This is a genomic window from Shewanella insulae (genome assembly GCF_009831655.1).
GTDB classification, from domain to species: Bacteria; Pseudomonadota; Gammaproteobacteria; order Enterobacterales; family Shewanellaceae; genus Shewanella; species Shewanella insulae.
This window is the reverse complement of sequence record NZ_WRPA01000011.1, coordinates 1-23,392: the sequence shown is the minus strand read 5'-3', so window position 1 is coordinate 23,392 and position 23,392 is coordinate 1. Positions and strand designations below refer to the sequence as shown.

General features: G+C 54.7%; 25 protein-coding genes. 14 read left to right on the top strand and 11 right to left on the bottom strand.

What is annotated here, in order from left to right:
- Positions 1-52: 52 nt before the first annotated feature.
- Entirely contained in the window at positions 53-481 is a 429-nt protein-coding gene (locus tag GNT65_RS12680; RefSeq protein ID WP_144201461.1) for an Lrp/AsnC family transcriptional regulator, read from the bottom strand.
- A 169-nt stretch (positions 482-650) separates the two neighbouring features.
- Between GNT65_RS12680 and yjeH the strand changes: the two genes are divergently transcribed.
- Positions 651-1,910, top strand: coding sequence for an L-methionine/branched-chain amino acid transporter (yjeH, locus tag GNT65_RS12675; protein ID WP_160796758.1), 1,260 nt, complete (start codon positions 651-653; stop codon positions 1,908-1,910).
- A gap of 67 nt (positions 1,911-1,977) precedes the next feature.
- On the opposite strand, the gene GNT65_RS12670 is transcribed toward yjeH, so the two are convergent.
- Positions 1,978-2,598 carry an energy transducer TonB gene (locus tag GNT65_RS12670; RefSeq protein WP_160796756.1) on the bottom strand — a complete coding sequence of 207 codons (621 nt, stop codon included), beginning with the start codon at positions 2,596-2,598 and terminating at the stop codon, positions 1,978-1,980.
- Between the two features lie 198 nt (positions 2,599-2,796).
- Between GNT65_RS12670 and GNT65_RS12665 the strand changes: the two genes are divergently transcribed.
- Entirely contained in the window at positions 2,797-3,576 is a 780-nt protein-coding gene (locus GNT65_RS12665; RefSeq protein WP_160796754.1) for a class I SAM-dependent methyltransferase, read from the top strand.
- A gap of 26 nt (positions 3,577-3,602) precedes the next feature.
- Here the strand turns inward: GNT65_RS12665 and GNT65_RS12660 are convergent, their stop codons facing one another.
- Complete coding sequence (locus GNT65_RS12660; protein ID WP_160796752.1) at positions 3,603-4,055, bottom strand: tellurite resistance TerB family protein; 453 nt, start codon at positions 4,053-4,055, stop codon at positions 3,603-3,605.
- Positions 4,056-4,146: 91 nt separating this feature from the next.
- Positions 4,147-4,665 carry a DUF2780 domain-containing protein gene (locus GNT65_RS12655; RefSeq protein WP_160796750.1) on the bottom strand — a complete coding sequence of 173 codons (519 nt, stop codon included), beginning with the start codon at positions 4,663-4,665 and terminating at the stop codon, positions 4,147-4,149.
- A 165-nt stretch (positions 4,666-4,830) separates the two neighbouring features.
- Between GNT65_RS12655 and GNT65_RS12650 the strand changes: the two genes are divergently transcribed.
- The 3 genes from GNT65_RS12650 to GNT65_RS12640 all read left to right on the top strand — a co-directional run bounded on the left by GNT65_RS12650 (position 4,831) and on the right by GNT65_RS12640 (position 8,374).
- Positions 4,831-5,544: a hypothetical protein gene (locus GNT65_RS12650; RefSeq protein ID WP_160796748.1), complete on the top strand. Its 714-nt coding sequence runs from the start codon at positions 4,831-4,833 to the stop codon at positions 5,542-5,544.
- A 47-nt stretch (positions 5,545-5,591) separates the two neighbouring features.
- Positions 5,592-7,010, top strand: coding sequence for a DUF4145 domain-containing protein (locus tag GNT65_RS12645; RefSeq protein WP_160796746.1), 1,419 nt, complete (start codon positions 5,592-5,594; stop codon positions 7,008-7,010).
- Positions 7,011-7,084: 74 nt separating this feature from the next.
- A complete protein-coding gene (locus GNT65_RS12640; RefSeq protein WP_244952178.1) occupies positions 7,085-8,374 on the top strand; it encodes a hypothetical protein in 1,290 nt (429 codons plus the stop codon).
- Here the strand turns inward: GNT65_RS12640 and GNT65_RS12635 are convergent.
- Together GNT65_RS12635 and GNT65_RS12630 are read right to left on the bottom strand one after the other, a co-directional pair.
- Entirely contained in the window at positions 8,364-8,714 is a 351-nt protein-coding gene (locus tag GNT65_RS12635; protein ID WP_160796742.1) for a hypothetical protein, read from the bottom strand. The two genes, GNT65_RS12640 and GNT65_RS12635, sit on opposite strands and share 11 nt — an antisense overlap.
- A gap of 140 nt (positions 8,715-8,854) precedes the next feature.
- The gene (locus tag GNT65_RS12630) at positions 8,855-9,847 is read right to left on the bottom strand and encodes a LysR substrate-binding domain-containing protein (RefSeq protein WP_160796740.1); all 993 of its coding nucleotides are present in this window, start codon (positions 9,845-9,847) and stop codon (positions 8,855-8,857) included.
- A 111-nt stretch (positions 9,848-9,958) separates the two neighbouring features.
- On the opposite strand from GNT65_RS12630, the gene GNT65_RS12625 reads away from it, so the two are divergent.
- Positions 9,959-11,161 (top strand): multidrug effflux MFS transporter, encoded by a 1,203-nt coding sequence (locus GNT65_RS12625; protein WP_160796738.1) that lies wholly within the window; start codon positions 9,959-9,961, stop codon positions 11,159-11,161.
- Between the two features lie 80 nt (positions 11,162-11,241).
- Here the strand turns inward: GNT65_RS12625 and GNT65_RS12620 are convergent, their stop codons facing one another.
- A complete protein-coding gene (locus tag GNT65_RS12620; RefSeq protein WP_160796736.1) occupies positions 11,242-12,195 on the bottom strand; it encodes an MtrB/PioB family outer membrane beta-barrel protein in 954 nt (317 codons plus the stop codon).
- Between the two features lie 224 nt (positions 12,196-12,419).
- Between GNT65_RS12620 and GNT65_RS12615 the strand changes: the two genes are divergently transcribed.
- A complete protein-coding gene (locus GNT65_RS12615) occupies positions 12,420-13,022 on the top strand; it encodes a DTW domain-containing protein (protein WP_160796734.1) in 603 nt (200 codons plus the stop codon).
- A 188-nt stretch (positions 13,023-13,210) separates the two neighbouring features.
- On the opposite strand, the gene GNT65_RS12610 is transcribed toward GNT65_RS12615, so the two are convergent.
- Positions 13,211-15,313, bottom strand: a complete 2,103-nt coding sequence (locus GNT65_RS12610; protein WP_160796732.1) for a putative bifunctional diguanylate cyclase/phosphodiesterase — start codon at positions 15,311-15,313, stop codon at positions 13,211-13,213.
- A gap of 266 nt (positions 15,314-15,579) precedes the next feature.
- Here GNT65_RS12610 and GNT65_RS12605 point away from each other — a divergent pair, with 266 nt between their 5' ends.
- Together GNT65_RS12605 and GNT65_RS12600 are read left to right on the top strand one after the other, a co-directional pair.
- Positions 15,580-15,927, top strand: a complete 348-nt coding sequence (locus GNT65_RS12605; RefSeq protein ID WP_160796730.1) for a hypothetical protein — start codon at positions 15,580-15,582, stop codon at positions 15,925-15,927.
- Positions 15,928-15,938: 11 nt separating this feature from the next.
- A complete protein-coding gene (locus tag GNT65_RS12600) occupies positions 15,939-16,580 on the top strand; it encodes a methyltransferase domain-containing protein (protein ID WP_160796728.1) in 642 nt (213 codons plus the stop codon).
- 12 nt (positions 16,581-16,592) lie between these two features.
- Here the strand turns inward: GNT65_RS12600 and GNT65_RS12595 are convergent, their stop codons facing one another.
- Positions 16,593-16,748, bottom strand: a complete 156-nt coding sequence (locus GNT65_RS12595) for a hypothetical protein (RefSeq protein ID WP_160796726.1) — start codon at positions 16,746-16,748, stop codon at positions 16,593-16,595.
- An 80-nt stretch (positions 16,749-16,828) separates the two neighbouring features.
- Positions 16,829-17,332 carry a flagellar brake domain-containing protein gene (locus tag GNT65_RS12590; RefSeq protein WP_160796724.1) on the bottom strand — a complete coding sequence of 168 codons (504 nt, stop codon included), beginning with the start codon at positions 17,330-17,332 and terminating at the stop codon, positions 16,829-16,831.
- Between the two features lie 199 nt (positions 17,333-17,531).
- Here GNT65_RS12590 and GNT65_RS12585 point away from each other — a divergent pair, with 199 nt between their 5' ends.
- The 4 genes from GNT65_RS12585 (at position 17,532) to GNT65_RS12570 (ending at position 21,581) form a co-directional block, all read left to right on the top strand.
- The gene (locus tag GNT65_RS12585; protein WP_160796722.1) at positions 17,532-18,863 is read left to right on the top strand and encodes a M16 family metallopeptidase; all 1,332 of its coding nucleotides are present in this window, start codon (positions 17,532-17,534) and stop codon (positions 18,861-18,863) included.
- Complete coding sequence (locus GNT65_RS12580) at positions 18,860-20,308, top strand: M16 family metallopeptidase (protein ID WP_160796720.1); 1,449 nt, start codon at positions 18,860-18,862, stop codon at positions 20,306-20,308. The genes GNT65_RS12585 and GNT65_RS12580 overlap by 4 nt, the downstream gene beginning before the upstream one ends.
- Positions 20,309-20,503: 195 nt before the next feature.
- Positions 20,504-21,067, top strand: a complete 564-nt coding sequence (locus GNT65_RS12575) for a hypothetical protein (RefSeq protein WP_160796718.1) — start codon at positions 20,504-20,506, stop codon at positions 21,065-21,067.
- On the top strand, positions 21,051-21,581 hold the full coding sequence (locus GNT65_RS12570; protein ID WP_160796716.1) for a hypothetical protein: 531 nt from the start codon (positions 21,051-21,053) through the stop codon (positions 21,579-21,581). The genes GNT65_RS12575 and GNT65_RS12570 overlap by 17 nt, the downstream gene beginning before the upstream one ends.
- Before the next feature lie 16 nt (positions 21,582-21,597).
- Here GNT65_RS12570 and trmL read toward each other — a convergent pair whose 3' ends face one another.
- The gene (gene trmL / locus GNT65_RS12565) at positions 21,598-22,062 is read right to left on the bottom strand and encodes a tRNA (uridine(34)/cytosine(34)/5-carboxymethylaminomethyluridine(34)-2'-O)-methyltransferase TrmL (RefSeq protein ID WP_160796714.1); all 465 of its coding nucleotides are present in this window, start codon (positions 22,060-22,062) and stop codon (positions 21,598-21,600) included.
- A gap of 287 nt (positions 22,063-22,349) precedes the next feature.
- On the opposite strand from trmL, the gene GNT65_RS12560 reads away from it, so the two are divergent.
- Positions 22,350-22,901, top strand: coding sequence for a GNAT family N-acetyltransferase (locus tag GNT65_RS12560; protein WP_160796712.1), 552 nt, complete (start codon positions 22,350-22,352; stop codon positions 22,899-22,901).
- Positions 22,902-23,392 lie beyond the last annotated feature (491 nt).

The window sequence follows — 23,392 nt, the reverse complement described above, 5'->3', positions numbered from 1 at the left end:
AGGCCTAAACTGTTACTCATGTTCAGGCATGGGAAATATCCATGTTAAGCCGTCAGCCACGATTGTCGATCCATTCGCTCATCACCACATGGGTCTTGAGTTTGATGATGTCGGTCTGGGCGTCGATATATTCGCGGATCTCATGCAGCCGGCGCATGGAGTCGGCCTGCACATAGACCAGGAGATCCATGTCGCCCGTGATGCCGCGGCAAGTTATAACTTCGGGGATAGACTGGAACACATGCACCACATCGGCGCAGCGGGGACAGCGGTGTTGGATCTCGAAGTAGGCGGAGACGCCCTCTTTCTGTGATTCGCTGAGCAATACCTGATAACCGCGGATGATCCCCGTCTGCTCCAGCTTCTTGATCCGTTCGGAAACCGCGCTACGGGACAGGCTAACGGCCTCGGCGATGCTGGAAACACTCTGTCTGGCGTCTTGTCTCAGGGCGTTGATGATGGCCTTATCAAACTTGTCCAAGCTGTCCTCTCCTGTTGCTGACAAAGCAAGTGACCGACAAAGTGTCGGTAAATTGATAAAATTCCGTCAAAGTGTCGGCTCTAATTTGAGTTTCGGCGGAAATCTTTGACAGATTGTTTGACCCGCTAAGTCTATACTATCGCCATAGATAACCCTAACAGAACCTAAGATGGAACATAATCACGGTACTATTGGTCGCTGGCAAGGTGCCGGTCTGATGGCCACCACTTTGCTTGGTACAGGCGTATTTATCCTGCCGGAGATGACGATTGCCACCGCGGGCAGTGGTGCCCTGCTGGCCTGGATCTTACTCACCCTGGCGATCATTCCTGTGACCCTGGTATTTGCTCGCCTGGCGGGGGTATTTCCCCATGCCGCCGGCCCGGCCTACTTTGTCGAGAAGGCCTTCGGCCGCACCGCCGGGCGCACGACCGGATTGATTTTCCTCCTGGTGGTGCCCATAGGCACGCCCGCCGCCATCTTGATGACCTTCCAATTTATCAATGCCCTGGTGCCCTTGGTGGGCTGGCAGCAGCTGATGACCGAGCTGGCCCTGTTGCTGCTCTTACTGGCGCTTAACCTCAAGGGAATACAGGTCTCTGCCAAGTTGCAGTTTGCCCTGACCCTGGCCATCGTCTCCGTGGTGGTGATCCTGTTCGGCGCCGGTGGTGCCAAGCTCGGCGATCTCGAGCTGGCGGCGCCCCAGGCGGGAAGCGATATGGGGCTGGTGATGGCGGCGGCCGGTATCGCCTTCTGGAGTTTTCTCGGTATCGAGGCGATGACCCATCTGGCTAACGATTTCAAGCGTCCGGATAAAGATATGCTGCCGGCGATGATCATAGGCACCATACTGGTGGGCCTGGTCTATGTCGCCTGCACCTTACTCCTGCTGTTTGTGCCTAAGGGGGAAGGGCTCGCCATGGTGACTGCCTTCGATCATCTGCTAGGTGGCTATGGCGCTCAGGTGATAGGGATTCTGGGGATTGCCGGCGGGCTATCCACGGTCAACGTCTATACCGCCAGCGTAGCCAGGCTGATCTGGAGCTTCAGCCGCGAAGGTGTGCTGCCCCGTTATTTCGATAATCTCAATCAACACAGGGTGCCGGTACGGGCGCTGGTGGCCGTGCTGCTCACTATGGCGACGGTGATCTGTTTGACCTACCTGTTCGGCCAGGAGCTGGAACATCTGATCGCCTGGACCAATGGGGTGTTCGTGCTCATCTATCTGGTGTCCATGCTGGCGGCGGCCAGGCTGCTGAGTAAGCGCTATCTGCCTCTGGTGATCATGGGCGTTAGTTTCTGCCTGGCTATGGCCGTGGCGCTGGGGGCAAACATGCTCTACGCCCTACTGCTGGTGTCTGTGCTCGCCCCGCTACTCTGGTGGCAGAAGACCCATCTGGTGCGTAAGCAGACCTGCCGTGTGGGATAGGCCGTTGGAAAGGCTTAGTGAGTTCGGAGGCTGTCTGGTCAGCCTCCTTGGGAAAAGGCGATATGATTCAGATCTGTTGATCTAGCTTGAAGTCGAGTCTCACCTGCTGCCTGGTTTGTGGCGTGACCCGGCCCTCTTCCATCTTAGGTTTATACTTCCATTTCTTTAACGCGTTGACGGCCGCACGGTTAAAGATGCGTTTTGGATTAGCCTTAATCACCTTGATGTTCTCGACCGCGCCGCTGGCCGTGATATCAAATTCCAGCAGCACATAGCCCTCCCTTCCTTCCTGTGCAGCCGATACGGGATACTGAGGCGATACCTGAATGATAGGCAGGACATCGCTCGTGTCGTTTACCGCAGGTGAGTCTTGGATGGTATTGACGACCTTAGGCATCTCGATGACACCCGGTAGCAGCCCGGTTTCGCTGGTTTCACTCTCTTCGAAGCCTTCGACGCGCCTAGGGGGCTGCACAGGATCTTGTTTAGGTTCGATGATGGTTTCCCGCTGCTTCTCTATTGGTGGTTTGGGCTCGAAGGAGAGGTTTAGGTCGGGTGTTGCAATGGCGTATGTTTGAGTGGGCCGTTCGTTATCGATGAGCTTGGCCATGAAAGCGAACAGAGACAGGGTGATCACGCCACCTAAGATGGCGATAAAGGTTCGTTTGAACAGTGCAGTTTCTTTCATAAAGCATCCTTACCTTATTATCTTTGCTACAAGTGATACCGCCTATTTGTAAGCAAATGTAAATAACGAACTTATAGGGTTATCACCCTTTTTTAGACTTGGCTAATAAAAAATCACTCTGGGGCTCAATTAAGATATCTTTGATTACATTTGCATAACCAATAATTTACATTTGACGTTTATCCTAGGGCGAAACAGATGAACTGGGGGTTAGGTGTGAAGGCTTTTAATTTTGTTGTTTTATCGCTATTGGGAGGTTTGAGCTTGGGCGGCATCAATTTCAGTAATGCAGCGGACGCGTCGGCGATACGGGCAGCCGTCGAGAGTCAAGACAGATTGGCCCGCGACAAGGCGCGCGACGGGAGTCGACATTCCGAAGCCATCTTGAACTTCTTCGAGGTGGCGCCAGGGCAGAGAGTGTTAGATCTCTTCTCCGGTGGCGGCTACTACAGCGAGCTGTTAGCGCGTGTGGTAGGCGAGCAGGGCAGTGTGCTGGTGCACAATAATCAGGCCTATCTGCCCTTTGCCAAGGAAGATCTGGCCGAGCGCCACTATCGTGAGCGTCTACCCAATGCCGAGCTGATCATCTGCGAGGCCGACGAGCTGCAACTGCCTGACGAAAGCCTAGATCGCATCTTCTTCATTCTGGGCTTTCACGACACCTATTACCAGGAGCCAGGTTGGCCGGCCATCGACAGGGAAAGGCTATTAGAGCAGATGTTTATCAGCCTGAAATTCGGCGGTATTGTGGCGATTATCGATCACGACGCCGCTCCCGGTAGTGATACCGGCACGGCCCATGAGCTGCACCGTCTGGCCAAGCAGCATGCGATCGATGCCATGGAGACGGCCGGTTTTAAGCTGAAGGGGAGTCTGGATGTGCTGGAGAATCCAGAGGATAAGCTGACGCTGTCGGCCTTCGATGAGGCGGTGCGCGGCAAGACCAGCCGTTACGTGCTTAAGTTTGTGAAGCCCTAGCGTTAAAGACCTTAGCTTTTGAAGTCCTAGCGCGTCTTATTGATGGCGGCGTTTCGCAGCTGTATCAGCTCGCTGTGCTTGAGGTAGAGGAGTTCGGCGGTACGGCGGATGATCTGATCTTCATAGCGGCACAGATTGCCATCGGCGTAGGCCAGGGTCCACATGCCGAGGATCAGCTGCTGTTTCTGCTCCAGCGTACACTGGGCGTTGATCTCCTTGGTGAACTCAAACAGTGAGGTGGCATTGCCCTGTACCAGCTTAGCCTCGGCGATCAGGGCCTGGGCTTCTTGCATGCTCAGCGATAGCGCCGAGGTGAGCAGCTCTGGCAGCAGTGCGGCTTCTTGTTCGTCTAGGGTCTGATCGGCATAGACCACTTCCAGCAGCAGACAGGCGGCGGCCAATTGCAGGTGTTTGGCCTTCTCTTCGGGTGACTCAGACTGGTTCTGGGCGGCGAGAAACTGTTTGAGCTTGGCGATCATCGAACATACCTTTCAACACTTGGGTAGAAGTTAGAGTCCCAGGAAAGGGCAGAGTTCATCTTGTGTAGATGAACTCTGCTTCATCAACGCTTTAGAGCAGGGCGCCCAGGCCCTGCATCAGCAGATCTGTGGTACCTGCGCCGGCGTTGGCATCGAGGTATCCCTTAACGATATCGACCATGGGCTTAGCCAGTTCCTTGGATATGCCGAGCTTCTCAAAAGAATCATAGACCTGGGCACCACCTTGCAGTGAGCTACCGAGATCGCCCGCCTTAGAGAGTAGGCCCGACATGCCAGAGTCGTTGTCGAGCTGTGGCGCCGCCGATAGCAGGCCATCTATGCCTGGGATCGCCTCGGCGATAGGGCCGAAGCTGTCGCCGCCCAGAGTCGTCTTCGCCAGGGACAGCAGGCTGCCCAATCCGCCTTCAGCCTGGGTCTGGTTGAGACCGAGCTGAGACATCACTGTGCCAACGAGATCGTTGTTTTGTGTCTGGGTGGCGACCTGAGGCGCCTCCTCTTTCTTGGTGAGGTCGTCAAACCAGCCGGCGGATGCCGGGCTGGTGAGCAGTAAAGTGCCTAAGATAACCGCGCTGATAGTGGATAATTTCATGAATCGCCATCCCATGGTGATTAAGTGCTAAATAGGCGACCTATTCTAGCGCAGCCGGGCAACAAGTTTGTATCTATTTTTAGACATGTGTTGTGCATTGGCGGTCAAATTTCGGTATCCTGTCGAACTCACAAGTTGGTTTATATCTATCTAATGGAAAGTCACATGTCATTATCAGCGATTTTGACCGAAGCTTATAACTTCTTTCGTAACCATATTCGCCAGTTAGCCGCCCTCACAGTGCCTATCTTGTTCCTACAGGTGGGGATTCAGATGTGGTTGGGAATGGAGATCAATAGCGCAGATCTAGAGAACCCCCAGTTTGGCGTGCCCCACATGCTCGCTATGATGGTGCTCTTGTTGGTCTTTTCACTGCTTATTGCCGCCCTGACGCTGTTTATGGAGGTGAGATCCCATGGACATGAGCCATCTACAGGCATACTGCTAAAGACCAGCCTGAGTTTCGTGCCGCCACTGCTGCTGGCCGGTGTCTTCTCTGGTCTGGCAATCCTGGCACCCGTCATGCTGTTTGCGGCCTTCGGCCCTATCTGGCTGGTGGGTCTGGTGATCAGCATCTATATCTTCGCCCGCCTGGCCTATGTAAATTTCATGGTGGTGGTCGAGCGCCTGACGCCGCTGGAGGCTATCAAGGGTAGCTTCAAGTTTAGCGGTCCTATCGCCTTTAAGACCCTGCTGGTGCTCATGCTCTATATTCCGCTGTCGCTCATCGGCGGCACTCTGTCTAGCCTGGCACAATCAGTGGGCTTCCCATTGGTGCTGGTAGTCGAGGTGCTGGTGGCCTTCTTCGGTCTGTTCGTCAACGTCGCCCTGTTCCGTCTCTACATGGTGTCGCGTCCTAGCATTGACGAGCAGGTGTGATCCTAAAAAGCAGCGCCTTTTAATACACCACAGACGGAGTCTTCACCTTGCTTAGCGATATCGAACTGGTTAGCCAATTTTCGCACGACCTGGGTGAAGACTACCGCGTGGCCAAGAGCTATGTACGCGACGTGCCGACCCAGGCACTGCTGCACGTGCGTAGTTTCACCCATAGACTGACCGACAAGCTGGCGGCATCCCAGCAGCTTGTCTTCGACAGCCCCAACCTCTACGACCGTATCGAGCTGCTCAATCGGCAAAGGGTGATAAACGTACGCCTGACCCGCGCCCTGCACAGGCTGCGCAGCGACGGTAACCGTGGGGCGCATCCCGAGAAATACCACCTCACCGCCGAGGCACTTGAGCAGCTGGCCGAGAAGGCGATCGAACGTCTAATCAAGCTGGTGGAAGCTCTCTATCCGCTGCTCTGCGGCGAACCTGTCCCCGAGTATCGCTTCGAGCCTTTCGATGCCTTTGCCGGGCGGGATCTCTGTTATCGCGCCGTGATGGAAAATGATCCTCAGGCGCAGTATCTGGTGGGCATGTCGCTCAAGACCCGCGCCCTGATGCAGAAGGAGCAGGAGCAGGCTCTGCGTGACGAGACTGAGCTTGAACTTGAACCACAGAGCGAGGCCAACTTCAAACAGGCGGCCCACTGGTTTGCCCTGGCGGCGTCCCATCTCCCCGAGGCGAATTACGAACACGGTGTGAGTCTGCTGCACGGTTATGCCGGCAAGGCGGACGTGGCCGCTGGCGAGAGCGCCATCATAGCCGCGGCCGAAGCCGGTGTGGTGAATGCCATGGCCCTGCTTGGCTATTTCTACCTGGTCGGTAGCGAGCAGATCAGCATAGATACTCAGCTGGCCTATCGTTACCTGCAGGCGGCCGCCGATGGCGAGCAGTCAGAAGCCATGGCAAACCTTGGCGTGCTCTACTATCAGCAGGCCAACTATGCCCAGGCGTTTCACTATATCTCCAGCGCCGCTCAGGCAGGGTTCCCCCATGCACAGTATCACCTGGCGCTCATGTTGGCGCGGGGCGAGGGCTGCGAGGCAGACACTCTCGCAAGCGAGCAGTGGATGGCCGAGGCCGCAGAGCAGGGACAACTCGATGCCATGCTGCACTGCGCCCAGCAGATGCTCAACAACGAGAATGCCCTGGGCAATGACTTCTCCCTGGCCGAACGCTACCTGAGAGAAGCGGTGAAATATGGCCACAGCGTGCCAGCCATGATAGAGCTGAGTATCGCCCTGGCCGACGGCATATTGGGTCGCATCGACGTGGTGGGGTCGGCGGCGCTGCTGAAGATGGCGCGCCAGCGTGGCAATGATCGCGAACGTGAGGTGATAGCCCCGCTATGGGAATCTCTGGCCCTGCAGATCGATAAGGTCCTGAGCGTCACCCAAGATGTCGAGGAGCAGAGGGCCCTGCAACGCGCACAAGAACTGCTGAGCGATCCCGCTTAATACTCAGTAAATATTGCATACAATATTCGCTTATGGCTAAATGTGCCTCTGTTCTCAGCCTGTGTGGAGTCGCCTTGTCACTATCTCAACCTATTCGCTGTCATTTCTGCCAGCAGACACCTTGTTTGACCCGATGCGCCGAGTACAACGACACTCTCAACCAACTGGCCACAGAATACGTTAAGCTGGTGTTGGCCATCGGCCATCATGATCCCCTCTATGTCGACGCCTATTATGGGCCGGCCCAGTGGCGGGCCCAGGTTGAGGCTCAGGATTTGTCGCTTGATACTCTGGTTGAGCACAGTGCGGATCTCGTGTCTCGGCTTGAACAGGCGCGTCATGGCTTGTTATGTCAGTCGCTACGGGATCGCCATCATTTCTTATCTAAGCAGCTAGCTTCGGTGGCGGTTTATCTAAAACGCTCGATGGGACAGAGCTTGAGTTTCGATGCCGAATCCCGGGCCTTGTATGACACCAGAGCGCCAGAGCATAGTCTGACTGATTTTAACGAGGCGCTCGCCAGACTAGACAACCTGCTGCCCGGAGAGGGCACTCTGGCCAAGCGTTTTGACGCCTATCGGCAGCAGTTTATCGTGCCGGCAGACAGGGTGCCTCAGGTGTTTACCGCCGCGGTGGAGCAGGCGAGGCTGCTGACAAGGTGTCATCTGGCCCTGCCTGAAGGGGAGCAGTTCAGGGTCGAGTTCGTCAAAGACAAGATCTGGACCGCCTACAACTGGTATCAGGGAGATTACACTAGCCTGATCCAGCTCAACCAAGACCATCCTCTGCACCTTGAGCGTGCCCTGGAGCTGGCCAGCCACGAGGGCTACCCTGGCCATCACGTGTTTAATCTGTTGCAGGAGCGTGAACTGGTGAAGGGCTTAGGCTGGTGGGAATATGCCATCTATCCCCTCTATAGTCCCATTTCATTTCTCTCCGAGGGCAGCGCTAACTTTGGGTTGTCGCTACTGATGTCGAAGGAGGAGAGAATCGATTTTGAGCACCAGGTGTTGATGCCCATGGCAGGGATTGCAGGCGATCTGCGCCATTATCATGAGGTGATAGAAGCCTATAAAGCCCTGGCCAATCTGGATACCTTGGTGTGTAGGCAATTGATCGACGGCGAGATAACTCGCAAGGAGGCGGCGCGGTTACTGGTGGACTATGCTCTCTACACGCCAGAGAAGGCGGCGCAGCGGGTACGCTTCTATCTGGCTAACCGCAGCTATGTGCTTAACTATCATCACGGTGAGGAAAGCGTCGGGGAGTATGTTACGAGAAAAGCCCGTGACAGTGCACAGGCCTGGAAGGCGTTTGCCGCCCTCTTGGCAAGGCCGCGGGCGGCGAGCGAGATTATTCGTTAGGGTCGTGCTCGAAGGTGCGACCCTGACGTGGGGCTTGGGTTTTGCCAAAGGGCGAAGCGGTCTCAAATGGCCGCGACGAAAACCCCTTGTGGTCAAAACCTTGTGTCTGTCCGCCGAAGGCGGCATTCCCCTGCTGGCGGAACTTGGCCAGCTGGCGCTTAAGAAAGACCCGGCCAAACAGGCTCAGGATGATGAAGCTTAAGGCGCCGACAAGAATGACAAAGGGAAGCGCTAGCAAGACCAATGTCATCACAACTAAACCGATAGCGAAGGCCATCCAGCCTTTAGTGCCCGAGAACCTATGCTGGAAAGGCGTCTGTTGAAATTGATGATAAATCATAGTTTCTCCTTTTGGCGATGGCTCGATTGTGCCCATATTCGCCCCGCGAGATCACGTTAAATTCGTTTAATCTTCTTCGTAAACTGTTACCAAATGTCTCGGTGGCGGCAGAAACTTATCTTAATCGGGGCAAGGTTAACCTAAGCTGAACCGGATGCAGATAACGCATCCTCGGGCAGGTTAACTGCCTGGGCGACACGCTTGCAGATGGTCTCGCGAATCCACTTGTGCCCGGGTTCGTCATCGTTACGTTCATGCCACAGCAGCACATAGGCCAACGAGTGGAAATCGAACGGCAGCGGCAGCTCCTCCAGGGCGTAGAGCTTGCGGGCGTGGGCGGCAAAGCTGGAGGGCAGGGTAAAGATAAGATCGCTATGGGCGCAGACGCTGGCGGCGCCATAGAAGTCCGGCACTGTGGTGCTCAGGTGACGCCGTTGTCCTTTTTTTGCCAAAAAGTAGTCCAACGCCCACCACTCGTTACCCTCGCAGCGCACCTGCACATGGGACATCTCCAGATAGATGTCGAGATCCCACTGATGATTACGAATGGCCGGCAGCATGGGGTGGCCTTGGCGTACCAGACAGACCTGATGATCGGTAAACAGCGTCTGATGGGCTATGCCCTCAGGTAGCCTGTCGATGATCAGATCCGACTGTGGGTTGATGTCTCTTCCCGTGATGCCGAAGTCTATCTGCCCCTTCTGCAGGGAGGAGAGGGACTTCTCCGTCCACAGGTAGGAGTCTAGCCTGAGGTTGGGGGCGTTGTTGAGCAGGGGGCCGATGAAATTGGGGAGTAGTGTCTCGTAGGCACTCTCAACCATGGCGAAGGAGAACTGACGCCTGCTGCTGGCAGGATTGAAACTCGGTGGCTGAGTCAGCTGATAGAGCCCCTGTAACATGTCCGGCAGTTGCTGGCCTAGCAGGGCGGCGTGAGCCGTGGGCTTTAGGCCGTGTGCGGTGCGGATGAACAGAGGATCTCCCAGGGTATCGCGTAGGCGGTTGAGGCTCTTGCTCAGGGCCGATTGACTTAGGTGCAGACGGCTGGCGGCGCGGGTCACACTGCGCTCCTCCAGTAGCACCTGCAACATCACAAGTAGGTTGAGGTCTATTCGTGCCAGGTTGTCGAGATTCATTAGATATTCCTTACAGGAAATTAGCTTTTGAAATTATACCATTTCTGTTCATAACTTGGCTGGACTAAAATAGTTAGCATTACCTTTACCCCTACATAAAATTAGAGAAATATGCGTCGAAACCTGTTACCCATACTCATGTTGATGGTGGTCTTGAGTCCCTTGGCCATCGACATCTATCTGCCCTCTATGCCCGTGATGGCGGCCGAATTTGCCGTGTCGGCCAGTCAGGTGCAATCGACGCTGGTGCTGTTTCTGTTTGCCATGGGGGTCGGTCAGGTGTTGATCGGTCCGCTGGCGGATCGCTTCGGTCGCCGTCCCATAGCCCTAGGTGGTCTGCTGCTCTATATTGCCAGTAGCCTGTTGGCCGTGGTGGCGATGGAGTTTCACTGGCTGCAACTGGCTCGCGTGCTGCAGGGCCTAGCGGCCTGTTCAACTTCTATCGTGGTCTTTAGTGCCGTCCGAGATTGCTTCACGCCCAAAGAGGGGGCCCGCTACTACAGCTATCTTAACGGGGTGATCTGTGTGATCCCTGCTCTGGCACCCACCCTGGGTGGCCTGCTGGCACTGCAGTTTGGCTGGCGCTCTACTTTCGTGTTTATGACCCTATACGCCATCATCACTATGATCATCGTCGGTTATCGTCTGCCAGAGACGCGCCCGGCCAATACGGTGACGGAAGGGGCCCTCTATCGCTGGTCGCGTTACAAGCCTGTCGTGATGGACCCGCACTTTATGTTCTATGCTTTTGCCTGTATGGCGGGCATGGCAGCCATTTTGACCTATGTCTCCTATTCACCCGTGTGGCTCATCGAGACCATAGGGGTGTCCGAGCTGACCTTTAGTGGCCTGTTTGGCCTCAATGCTTTGGTGAATATTGCCGCCTGTTTCGCGGCGCCAGTGGTGATTCAAAAGCTGGGTAACCGCCCGACCGTTATCTTAGCCCTCTGCACCATGTTGGTCTCGGCACTGCTGCAGCTTGGTGTGCAGTGGGCAGGCCCACAGGCGGGACTCGCGGCCGCCTTCGGCTTCATGCTGCCTATGATGCTCTTGTGTATCGGTTTCGCCCTGCTGCTCGGTCCGGCGACCAGCATGGCCCTGGCGGGCTTTGGTGAGCGTGCAGGTACGGCGACCGCCATGCTTGGCTTCATTCAGATGAGCGGCGCCTCGATTCTGGCGGGCCTGGTACAGCAGACCTCGCTTACCGCCCCCTACGCCGTGGTCGTCGTCATGGGTGGCCTAGCGAGCCTGCTGCTGGTTGCCATGAATATCAGCCGCCTGGACACCTGGCACCAAGAGCGTCACGCCCATTGATAGGCGCAACCTAATCCATTAGCAACACCCTTTTAGCCTGCATTAGTGACCTCAATGCAGGCTTTTTTTTAGGGCTGACGTTAGAAGCGGGCGTTTACCCCAATACCGATAAGGAAGTCATCTGCGGTATCTTCATCGGAAAATCGCTTAATCCCGGCGAAGTTAGCGGCGAAGCTGTTGGAGATTTGCCACCAATATTTCGTCGACAGGCTAAACAGGTTGATGCTGTCATCATAGCTGTATGTGCTAACGGTATTCTCTGTGGTGGGCAACTGGGATTTTGCATCACTATTGAACCAGCTATAACCGGCGCCAACGGACCAGGCTGGGGTGATATACCAGTCGGCGCTCAGACTCACTTGAGTGGTGTCATTTTTATAGCGACTCTCTATCGATCGGGAAGCGATGACACTGCTGCTTTCTAGTTTGCCATATTCGATCTGGGCCTTTAGATCTAAGCCTGTGGTCGATTGTAGCGGGAAGTAGGTACGGATATGAGCGCCATAAAGATTGTTGTCTAGATCGAAATCAACGACCTCCTCTGTGATCAGGCTCCAAGAGTCTGAGTTGCCTTGGTACTGGTAATAGATGGCGACTTCGGAGCTGTCGTTAAAATAGTAGCCGAAGTTGATGCCATAACCGGTTTGATCTTCATCCCTCGGCACCGCAATAAAGTCTTCTTGATCCACGTCGAGATAGAGATAATTTGCACCTATGAACCAATTGGAGTCCATCACATATCGGCCATCCACAGTGTAGCGAACCGTATCGTCATAGGCGTTGGCCTGAGCATACATACCGCCTAGATAGGAGGATTGCGCCAGGAATCCCGCTAGTGCTTGGGGAGCATTGTTGTTTTCCACAGGTTTAAAATAGAAGCGGTAGTCAAGGTTCCAGACACCGTCCTCGAAGTGATCTGTGTCGGTGCCGAAATTTACATTGGCTTCATGTTGAAAGGTGTTAACGGCTTCACCGGCAAACGCCTGTGTCGTTAACCCTAGGAGCAGAGGGAGTGTGAGTAGCTGTTTTTTCATGTTCTTCTTCCTTGTAGTTATATTGGCAGCGTCCATGCTGTGATAACACTCAGCTGCCCGTTATAATCTTGCTTTAAGACGAGCCATTGCCCAGCGCCGGATTATATTTGTTAATCGATTGTTGTGTAAAGGTTTGATTTTTATGCGTGAGTTTTAAGTGGCCGAGTCGCACAGTGTGTCAACTCGGTTAGGTTTAGCGCCCAGCCATCTCTATCGAGGATCTTGTGAGCCGTCCCGTTTGCCCCCAATGCCAATACCCAGTCAATGCCTGCCTGTGTGACAGTATTCGTCAGTTATCTACCCGCGTCGAACTGATCGTGTTGCAGCACCCCAGCGAGGTGTCCCATGCCAAGAACAGCGTCAAGCTGATGCAGGCGGTGATGGGGGAGCAGTTGCGGCTGGTGGTGGGAGAGACACCGGAAGATTTTGCCGACCTGAGGGAATATCTCGCGGCGCAAAGCCGGCCCGTGTGTCTGCTCTACCCCAGCGAAACCAGCCAGCCGCTCGAGGCGTCTGTGCAGCACCATGATACGATCTTGTTGCTGCTAGACGGCACCTGGCGCAAGGCCTACAAGTTGTTGCAGTTAAATCCCTGGCTGCTTGAGTTTACAGGGGTACATCTGGATCTCGACGCCCCCTCCAAGTACACCATACGTAAGGCCAAGCGTGACGATAGCCTGTCGACCCTGGAGGCGGCGGCGCTGGCCATTGAGACCCTGGAACCCGGCTGCGATGTGTCGCCACTCCATGATGCCCTGGCAGCTCTGGTAGAGAAACGTCTGGCGGCCATGCCCGCGGCGGTGAGGCAAAGATACGAGCCCAAATAACTTGGTGATAAAACTGTGAACCAGCCATAGGTTGCCGGAACAGCCTATGGGGTAGATCACGATAATCTGAAACGAATTAAGGTCTAATAGTCTGAGTCACTCAAGATAGAGTGGTCAGATAGCTGTGTCAGTTTACTGTCCGTGCAGGGAGGCAGTATTGCCTTCGAGGCGCTGACACAGTTATCGGTTCAATGCAGGATGAAGTTTGCCTTGGTAAACTGCTCTGCCGCCGTCGGATACCCATAAAAGTACCCCTGGGCAAACCCTTGGCCCATGCCCGCCAGAATCTGTTTCTGCTCCAGCGTCTCGACCCCTTCTACTACAAATTGAATCTTGAGTGCCTGAGCAAGTTGAATCATGGCCTGGCAGAGCTCTCGTCCCTGAGGTTCGTTGAGGCGCTCGGCAAAGCCCGCATCTATCTTGAGCGTGTCTATGGGCAGGCTGCCTAATTTACTGAGTGAAGAGAGCCCGGCGCCGAAGTCATCGATGGCGATGCTTACGCCCAAGGCCTTGAGGTGGAGCAGGGTGTTCTTGACCCGCTTAGGTTGGCGTAGCAGGGCCGACTCGGTGATCTCCAGCACCAGGCCTTTGGCGGGCAGGCCGCTGGAGATTAAGGCGCGGGTCACCTGCTGGACAAAATCCGGGTGTTCCAGTTGGGTCGCTGAGACATTTACGCAGGCCTGTAGCGGCTTGCCCGTATCTGCGCGCCACTTGGCAACCTGTTCGCAGGCGGTGGTGAGCACCCACTGACCTATGTTGATCAACAGGCCGGTTTCTTCCAGTAGGGGCACGAAATCACAGGCCTCGACGATCTCCTCCTCACTCTTATGCCAGCGTAGTAAGGCCTCGACGCCTATTACCTGGCTGCCATCGAGATTGACGATCACCTGATAGGCTAGCTTGAATTGGTCGAGGTTGAAGGCATGGCGCAGGTCGTTGATGGTCTTTAGCTTGTATTGGGCATCCCTGTGCATCTGGCTATCGTAGAAGAGCACATGGGTGGGGCTCTTCTTGGCGCAATACATGGCGGTATCGGCAAAGCTGAGCAGCTGAGCTGCCTGATCGCTGTGTTTTGGGAAGAGGGCGATACCTATGCTGGTGCCCAGGTAGAATTTCTGACCGTTGATCTCGAAGGGAGCGTCGAATATGGCCAGCAGCTGTTTCGAGATGGCCTCTATCTCCTCTCTATCCTGGCAATCGCTCAGCACTAAGGTAAATTCGTCGCCACCGAGGCGGGCAATGCTTGCCTTGTCGATACAGCTGGCCTCCAGGCGAGCCGCGACCAGTTGCAGCACCTTGTCGCCCGTGGCGTGACCGAAGCAATCGTTCACATTCTTGAAACCGTTAAGATCCATGAAGATGACGGCGCCTAGCTTGCCTTCCTCTTGAGCAATCACAAGGGCCTGATCCAGTTGTAGCTTGAGCTGGTGACGATTGGGCAGGCCGGTCAGAGTGTCGACCATGGCCTGCTGGGTCAGGCGCGATTCAAGACGTTTCTTGGCGCTGATGTCGCTGAAGAGGGTGACATAGAAGGTCTCGCCATCGATCTGCAGCTTACGGCAGCTTTCCCAGGCGGGAAACTGGCTGCCATCGGAGCGGGTCTTGAGGGTCTCGCCCTGCCAGCTGCCGCGATCTTCCAGGCTCTGCAGGAAATCTGTTTGCCTCTCGCTGATGTCGCAAAAACCTTGTAGCTCCAACGAACTGCGGCCGAGCAGTTGATCGGCGCTATAACCATAGATGCGGCACATCGCCTTATTGACGGCGATCACCTTATGTTTGCGGTTGCTGATGTAGACGGCCTCGGCGCTATCTTCCAATATGCTTGAGATCAGCTGCGGCGGCAGACGATCGAAGCCGTTGGAAACATCTTCTCGCCTCTTGGCCCTGCGGTCGGCAGGATCGAAGCGCACCAAGATCACCTGGCCGTCCTGATGTGTCGCCGGCAGCATTGAGACCCTAGTGGGCAGCTCGCGGCCCAGTTGACTCATGTGCAGCCAGTTTGTGCTGACAACCTCTCCTTGGTGGACCCGCTCAATTAGCTGCTGGGCCTGCTCTATGCTGTTGATGCCGCTGGCTTGAATGCGTGGTGAGAAGTCGTAGGGGGTGGCATTGATAAAGCTGTCTCGCTGGGTGTGGAAGTAGTCCAGCGTGCCCTGACTGGCGCCGATAAAGGAGTGTCCCTTGAGAATGGCCAGGTAAGCACACTCATCCTGGCGCCAACTGTCGAGTTGCCGTTTTATCTCAGGCTGTGCGCTGTCTAGCTGCGCCAGTAAGGTTAACCAAGGGCCCATAGGGTGCTCCGGGTGATGGCTAGCAAATGGGGCAATGAGCAGCCTTCATCGTGTCTTCGCTGCTTATCTCTTTGCCGATTGGGTTAAAAATACCGCGAATTGGCAAGAGACTCAAACCTAAGGATAGGTTTTTGCATGGTTTTTCAGTCATTTTTATGACATATGTTAACAATTTCCCGCAGGGCATGGGCCTGAGGTTTTTCAGCTTTGTGCGCGCGATAGTGCTAGAATCGGCACAGATTCTCATCTGGTTAAGGATAACTCTCATGTCGACCCGCTCAATTTCTTGCATCGTCTTGGTGTTGCTGGCTAGCCTGAGCCTAGATCTGGCGGCGAAGGAACATAAGCGTATGAGTCCTAAGGCCGAGGAGGCAAGTGAGATTGCGCGCCAGACGGAGGCCGAGCAGCTGAAGAAGGCCAGAGAGGCGGCCAGGGCTACCCAGGACAGGGAGCAGGCAGTGCTCGAGCGCCAGCAATCGGGTGAGTGGCAAGAGGCCCAGCGCGAGAAGGCTCAGCGTCAGTTTAATGAACGCGAGCGTCGTGAGTCTAAATACCTTAAAGAGGCGCGCGAAGCCGCGGCCCAAGAAAGAAAAATTCCCAAACCTAAAAGCTAGTTGGATACCCTGTGAGTCTTTGTCCCCTTTGTCATAGTGAGAACCTGGCGTGCTTTCATCGCGATAAGCACAGAGAATATAAGATCTGTAATCGGTGTCAGCTGGTGAGCGTCCCCGATGCGTATCTCCTGACTCCCGAGGCGGAGAAGGCGTTTTACGATCATCACCAAAATGACAGCAGGGATCAGGGCTACAGGCGTTTCCTTGGGCGTACCTGGTTACCCCTGCGCGAGCGACTGACCAGTGACCATAGAGGACTGGATTTCGGCTGTGGTCCAGGGCCGACCATCAGCGTGATGGCGGGCGAGGTGGGCATCGCCATGGAGAACTATGATCTCTACTACTTCCCCGACGAGCAGTTGCTTAAGCAGCAATATGACTTCATCACCATGACAGAGGTGATAGAGCATGTGGCAGATGCCTCAGCCCTGCTAAAACGCCTGGATGCCATGATGAAGCCGGGCACCTGTCTGGCTATCATGACCAAGCGGGTGCTGGGCGAAGCCGCCTTTGCCAACTGGCATTACAAGCAGGACCAGACTCATATCCGCTTCTACAGCACGGCCACCTTCGAGTGGATCGCCAAAGCGTTTAACTGGCAGCTGGAGGTGATAGACAAGGATGTGGTCTTCTTTACCAAGCTAGGCTTGTAAACCCGGCCATCTCTAATTATTAGGTTGCTGCATCAGGTGATTGATGATCACCTTCTGGGCAAAGTCGTTCGGGGTTTCTTCCTCTTGGCTCTCGTCTAAGGTGAAACCATATTGATACTGACTGCGTCCCGGCTCGGGAGACTGAATATTTTTCAATGTGATAGGCACGCTAAGTGTCTCTGGCGTCTCTTCAAATTTGACTTGTAAACGGTAGCCCTTGTCTAGGGTGGCCCCTTCTATCTCTTCGCCTATGTAGGCCCCCCCTTGACCGAGACATCCTGCAGGAAGCCGCTGGAGCAGACATGGGTGGAGTGACCCTCTGCCTGGCGTTCATGTATCGAGGCGGCCAGGTGGACCGGAATGCGGCAGTGTTGTCTCAGGGCCACACTCTGCAACTCCTTGAGGTAATTCACCACTAGCCAGCGGCCGGCATTGTTGAGCAAGGTTTTGATCTGGCTTCGAAAGGCGAGGATGTTAGCCTCGGGATCGTCGCTGTTGATCAGGCGCACCACGACCCCTTGCCCCTGAGTGATATAGTCCTGGGCGGCCTGCCAGTATTTGTCCTGGCCTAAGGCGAGTATGATGGCGTTATCGGGATCAATGCCTATCAGTCGGGTCTTTAGCCTGATGGGCCTGAGTGGGGTAAGTATCTGCAACTGCGCCTCTGTGTTGCAGTTGATGCGGTTTAGATAGGCTAGATCTATCTCTGTGGTGTGTGGCAAGGCGCGTTCCCTCGGCTTAGGTATCGTCATGTTAGGTGTCGTCTGTTTGTGTCTAAGCATGGCATAAAAGCAATAAGTTACAATTCTCTCCCGCGATAGTCGCTACAACAGACTTGATCTTATTTATAATTTCGCCTCTTATAGTTCTCGAATAAACGTAGACGGCTCGCGTGAGTCGCCACCGGATACCGAGATAAATTCTATCTGCTCACGAATGAGGGAACGACAGATGATGCGAAAGATGATCGCGCTGTGCCTCTCCATTGGGGGACTCCTCTCCTCCATGGGGGCGCAGGCAACTCAGGTCGAAGACATAAAAAGCTTCACGCTAGATAATGGCATGAAAATCATGGTGCTAGAAGATGCATCCATCCCAAATGCCAACATGTATCTATTTTGGAAGGTGGGATCCCGCAACGAGGTGCCCGGCATCACAGGGATCTCCCACTTCTTCGAACACATGATGTTTAACGGCTCGAAGAAGTTTGGTCCTAAGATGTTCGACCGCACCATGGAGGCGGCTGGCGGTGCCAACAACGCCTACACCACAGAAAACCTTACCGTCTACACAGATTGGTTCCCGGCCAACGCCCTGGAGACCATCTTCGATCTCGAGGCGGATCGTATCGCGCACCTGGATATCAATCCTCAGATGGTAGAGAGCGAGCGCGGCGTGGTGGCCTCGGAGCGCACCACAGGCCTGGAAAACTCCAACTGGCGCACCCTGCAGGAAGAGGTTAAGGGCTCGGCATTTCGCGCTCATCCATACAGCTGGTCGGTGATCGGTCACGAGTCGGATATCGCCGCCTGGACCCAGGACGATCTGGTGCAGTACCACAAGACCTACTATGCGCCCAACAATGCCGTGGTGGTGATTGCCGGTGATGTGAAGCTTAATGAGGTCAAAGCCCTGGCCAACAAGTACTTTGCGCCTATTCCCGCCCAGACTCCGCCACGGGAGGTGAAGACGGTCGAACCCCTGCAGAAGGGGGAGCGCCGCGTCTTCGTGCAGAAGCCATCGGTAAGCACGCCGAACGTGATGCTGGCCTACCATGTGCCGGCGACCTCGAATCAGGACTACTACGCCCTGGATCTGCTTTCCTCTATCCTGACCACGGGCAACAGCTCGCGTTTGTATCAAGCCTTGGTAGAGAAGCAGGTGGCCATCGAGGTGGAAACCTATATGCCGATGAGCTTCGACCCTAATCTCTTCTATGTGATGGGCGTCGCCAACCCTGGCATTACCGCCAAGGAGTTAGAGAGCGCCATGATTGGCGAGATCAATCGCATCGCACAACAAGGTGTGACCCAGGATGAGCTTGAGAAGGTGAAGAACATCAAACTGATGAACTTCTACCGCGCCATGGAAACCATTAATGGCAAGGCCAATACCTTAGGCACCTACGAGCTCTACTTCGGCAGCTATGACAAGCTGTTCAATGCGCCTGAGGCCTATAACAAGGTGACTCCAGAAGATATTCAGCGTGTCGCACAAACCTATCTACGTCGCGCCAACCGTACCGTTGGCGTACTCGCGGCCACAGAGGAGAGTGACCAATGAAGACCCTATTGACTCAAATTCCCCAAGGATTCGCCAAGTTGGGTACGGCAGCTCTGGTAGCTGGCGCCCTGGCACTCTCGGGTTGCGCCGCGACAACAAAGAGCCAGACGGTCGATACCGGCAGCTTCACCATGCCCGCCTATGAGCAGTATCAACTGGCTAACGGCCTAACCGTCTACCTGATGCCACAGACAGAGGTGCCTTTGATCACCGTTAGCGCCGTGGTGCGCGCCGGTGCGGTCAAGGACACCACCTCTGGGGTGGCCAACATGACGGCCAAGTCCTTGCTGCTGGGGGCTAACGGCAAGAGCAAGTCAGACATAGAGCAGATGGTCGACTTCCTCGGGGCCTCGATTGCCGCCGATGCAGGCAAAGAGGGCAGCTTCATCGATGCCGACTTCATGGCCAAAGACACGGAGAAGATGCTACCTCTGGTACGAGATCTGCTGCGTGCACCGGATTTCGATAACGGTGAGTTCGATAAGCTGCGTCAGCGCGAGATGGCGGGCCTGGCCCAGGAGAAGGAGAGCCCACGTGTGGTGATCCACCGCTACTTCGATAAGCTGGTGTTTGGCGAGCACCCCTATGGTAATCCGGCATCGGGTAACCGTGACTCTCTGGCAGAACTGACGGTCAGCCAGCTGCGCGCCTTCCACAAGAGCTACTATCAGCCGCAGAATGTTGCCATCTCCGTTGTCGGCGACTTTGAGCCGACTAAGATGAAGGCAAGGCTCGACAAGTTGTTTGGTGACTGGCAAAACGGCGAGGAGATCGCCAAGCAAGACCTGGCCAAAGATCAGCCTTCGCTAGACGCAAGCAAGGTGCTGCTGGTCAACAAGGGTGACGCCATCGAGACCACCTTCCTGATCGGCGGTAAGGGCATTAGCCGCAATAATCCTGACTATGTGGGGCTACAGGTGGTCAACACTATCCTGGGTGGCCGCTTCACCTCCTGGCTCAATGACGAGTTAAGGGTGAACGCCGGGCTGACCTATGGTGCCCGCTCGGCCTTTACCCCTTACTCCCAGGGGGGCGTGTTCAGGATCAGCACCTTCACCAAGAGCGAGACCACCAAGGAGGCGATCGATCTGGCGCTGAAGACCTATTCACGTCTATGGCAGGCGGGGATAGATCAGCCTACCCTGGACTCGGCCAAGGCCTATGTGAAGGGGCAGTTCCCGCCTAAGTTCGAGACCAGTGCGCAACTGGCCGGCCTGCTGTCGAGCATGTACCTCTATGGCTTCGACGACAGCTTCATCAACGACTTCCAGAAGAATGTCGATGGCCTGACCCTGGCGGAGACTCAGCGTCTGGTGCAGAGCTACTTCCCTCAGGATAAGCTGCAATACGTGCTGATCGGCAACGCCAGCAAGATCGCCGATATCGCCGCCCAGTATGGTGAGGTGAAGCAGGTGGAGATCAATGGAGTCGGCTTCTCGCAGTAAGCATTAAGTCATGGGACAGCATAAGGCTCGCCGGTTAATCCCGGCGGGCCTTTTTTATCTGGCATTCCCAAGGGGCCGCTTTCCGCCCTCTGGGTTCGCATTTCGATGGGCTTTCATCTAGGTTTAATAAGGTTCACGCTCGAGTATTAGCCGAGTACTAGCCGAGTATTAGCCAAGCCTTATCAGGAGATGTCCATGGAATCTGCCAACCCGTCTACAGAGTCCGTTCGCTGCCAGGCATGTGTGTGTGATGACGCCGACTGGTGTCACCTGCAGGAGACCACTAAGCTGCTTCTGCTGGCGACGGCGCAGATAGAGCTGTCGTTGACCGATGGCGACCATAACGTGACCGGGCTGGGGCAGTTGTTTACCCAGATGGCCGAGCATCTGTCCGAGGTCAATCGTCATCTCCACGGCAACGCCGATACGCCAGAGGCGATCCTGGCTCACAGCGATGGTTTGATGCAGGCTATCGACAGCGGGGTGATGGCGTTTCAGTTTTACGATCGTATCTCACAGCGACTGAACCATGTGATCACCGCGCTGAGTCTGATGGAAGCCATGTTGGGGGATAAGACCCGGCGTCATTCCCAAGCGGCCTGGATGCACTTGCAAGGGGAGATACAGGCGCATTATTCTTTGGACTGTGAACGGCAGATGTTTGCGGCCCTGCTTGAGGGCGTGCCGATACACGAGGCGTTAAATGCCTATCGAGAAACCCATTTACACCAAACAAAACCAGATGTTGAACTGTTTTAAATCGCCACGCTTGCTCTTAGCCATCATGTTGGTGCTCTCTGCCATCTTGCTGTCGCCCTCGGTCTCTGCGCAGAAGATAGCCCTGGCCGATTTCTGTCAGGCCCTGGCGGGAAGCTGGCAGGGGGAGGCTTCCAGGCCTAGGTGGCTGGTGAAAGCCGTTAGGGTACAGGGACTCTGCAGCGGTGATCGGCGCCAGCTGATGCTCACGGTGAGCGAACACGCCAGCCATCCGCTGAGCGAGACCTGGTGGTTCCGCGAGGGCGATGGCGAGATAAGGCTCACCTACTTCAACGGTGTCGATCCGGACAAGACCCTCAATTTCACCCTCTATCGAAATGAGCTGGGTTTCTCTCTCTTAGGCAAGGGCCTAGTGCAGCAGCGCCCGGCGATGATCCGTCTCAGCTTCGCACCGCAGGGGGATGGCTGGTTATGGCTGCAGAAGGTGCAATATCTGGATCAGGACGATGACGACTATCAAGTCTATCGTGGCATCGCCCTTAATCCTGCCTCATAAACTCCACAGAAAGGGTTTAGCAGGCGCCCTCGTAGCCGAGCTGACGCCAGGCCTCATAGCTGATGATGGCGACCGAGTTAGACAGGTTGAGGCTGCGGCTGCTGGAGGCCATTGGGATGCGCAGGCGCTGGCTGGTGGGGATCGATTCGATGATTTCCATCGGCAGGCCGCGGGTCTCGGGACCAAAGAGCAAGACGTCGTCCTTCTCGAAGGCTATTTCGCTATGGGGGCGACTCCCCTTGGTGGTGCAGGCCATGATGCGCTTGCCAGCCATGGCGCCAAGGAAGCTCTCGAAGTCCTTGTGGCGGGTGACCCGGGTCAGATCGCTGTAGTCCAGGCCCGCACGGCGCAGCTTCTTCTCTTCGAGATCGAATCCCAGAGGCTCGATAAGGTGCAGCTGGCAGCCGTTGTTGGCACATAGGCGGATGATATTGCCGGTGTTGGGGGCAATCTCTGGCTCATAGAGGGCGATATGGAACATCTTGGCTTACCTTTGAACGGATGAGCGGCGATTATAAGGGAAATGACTACGGGGGGAAACCTCACGGTTTTAGTGGGATTTTTGCCTGGTATCCATGTCCGCAGATGCATCTGTACCAGCTTATTCTATCTCTTCGATTTAGCTACATCTGCTGCTAGCAGGTTTTCCAGTTGGTTTGTTTAAGCGAATGCTGATAAGTTCTATGCATTACAGATAGTTAAGGCTTGGGTTTTCAGCGGGTTGCTGAGAAAGGCACACGGGCACTAAAAAGGTTAGGTGTACTAGATGTGAGCATCAATTTCCGGCCGTTTAATAAGAGTGACGGTAATTACTCGAAAGTGATCGAGCTTTATAAAGAGGCATTTCCCGGTGCGCAACGCATACCGACATTTCTGCTTCGTTTTAAACTGAGAAAGGGTAAGAAGGGCTTTAGCGTACTTTATGATGGAGAAGAGTGGATTGGTCTTATCTATCTCACTCAGTACAGGGATATTGTATTTGTACAATTCTTGGCTGTATCAGAATCAATCCGTTCTAAGGGCTATGGAAGTAAGGTCATGGATGCCTTAGGTGATCTGTACCCAGAAAAAAGGATGGTATTGAATATTGAAGAAGTTAATGAGCAGGCAAGAAACTATCGGCAACGAATAAAGCGCAAAGCCTTTTATGAAAAAAATGGTTTTATTTCTACTGGTTATCTCGTTAAAGAGCCGGATCAAATGCAAGAGATGCTCATACGTGGGGGGAGCATAAGTAAGGAAGAAATAGAGCTAATGTATAAGGAACTGCTTGGTAATATTATTGGTTCTCTCATTCGTCCTAGAGTCATCAAGGCCTAAATCAACATGCTTGCCCTATGACGAGGCTTCAACCATCGGCATGGCTGGTATTTTAGGGCGATACATGGAAGAGCCAATGTCGTGATCACAGGCTCGGTGACCTTCCCTACATCAAGCGGACATTTTCCATATCCCTATGGGTGAGATGTGAAGGAACGACGCATCTGTAAGCACTCTTTTGGCACGGTACAAGCACATATATGGACACCTCGGATAGATCAAACATTTTGTGAGTAACAGAAAGTAATACTGCGTACGTATATCCGACCTGTTTGTGAGCATCTTTGTGCTCTGGCCTTAATGAGAACCGCGCCTTCGCTGCTTATCGTCCGTTCGGTGTTACAACACCTTGTGCTCTCTCAGCATTTTCGAAGGCCGGTATTACCTGTTACTTCATTAATTGTGTTCGGTTTTTCGGGTATGTAATTGCTCTTGTTGTTTAGCCAGGTCTGTACTCGGTTTTATAGTAAAGCATCGCCCAAATGATTCTG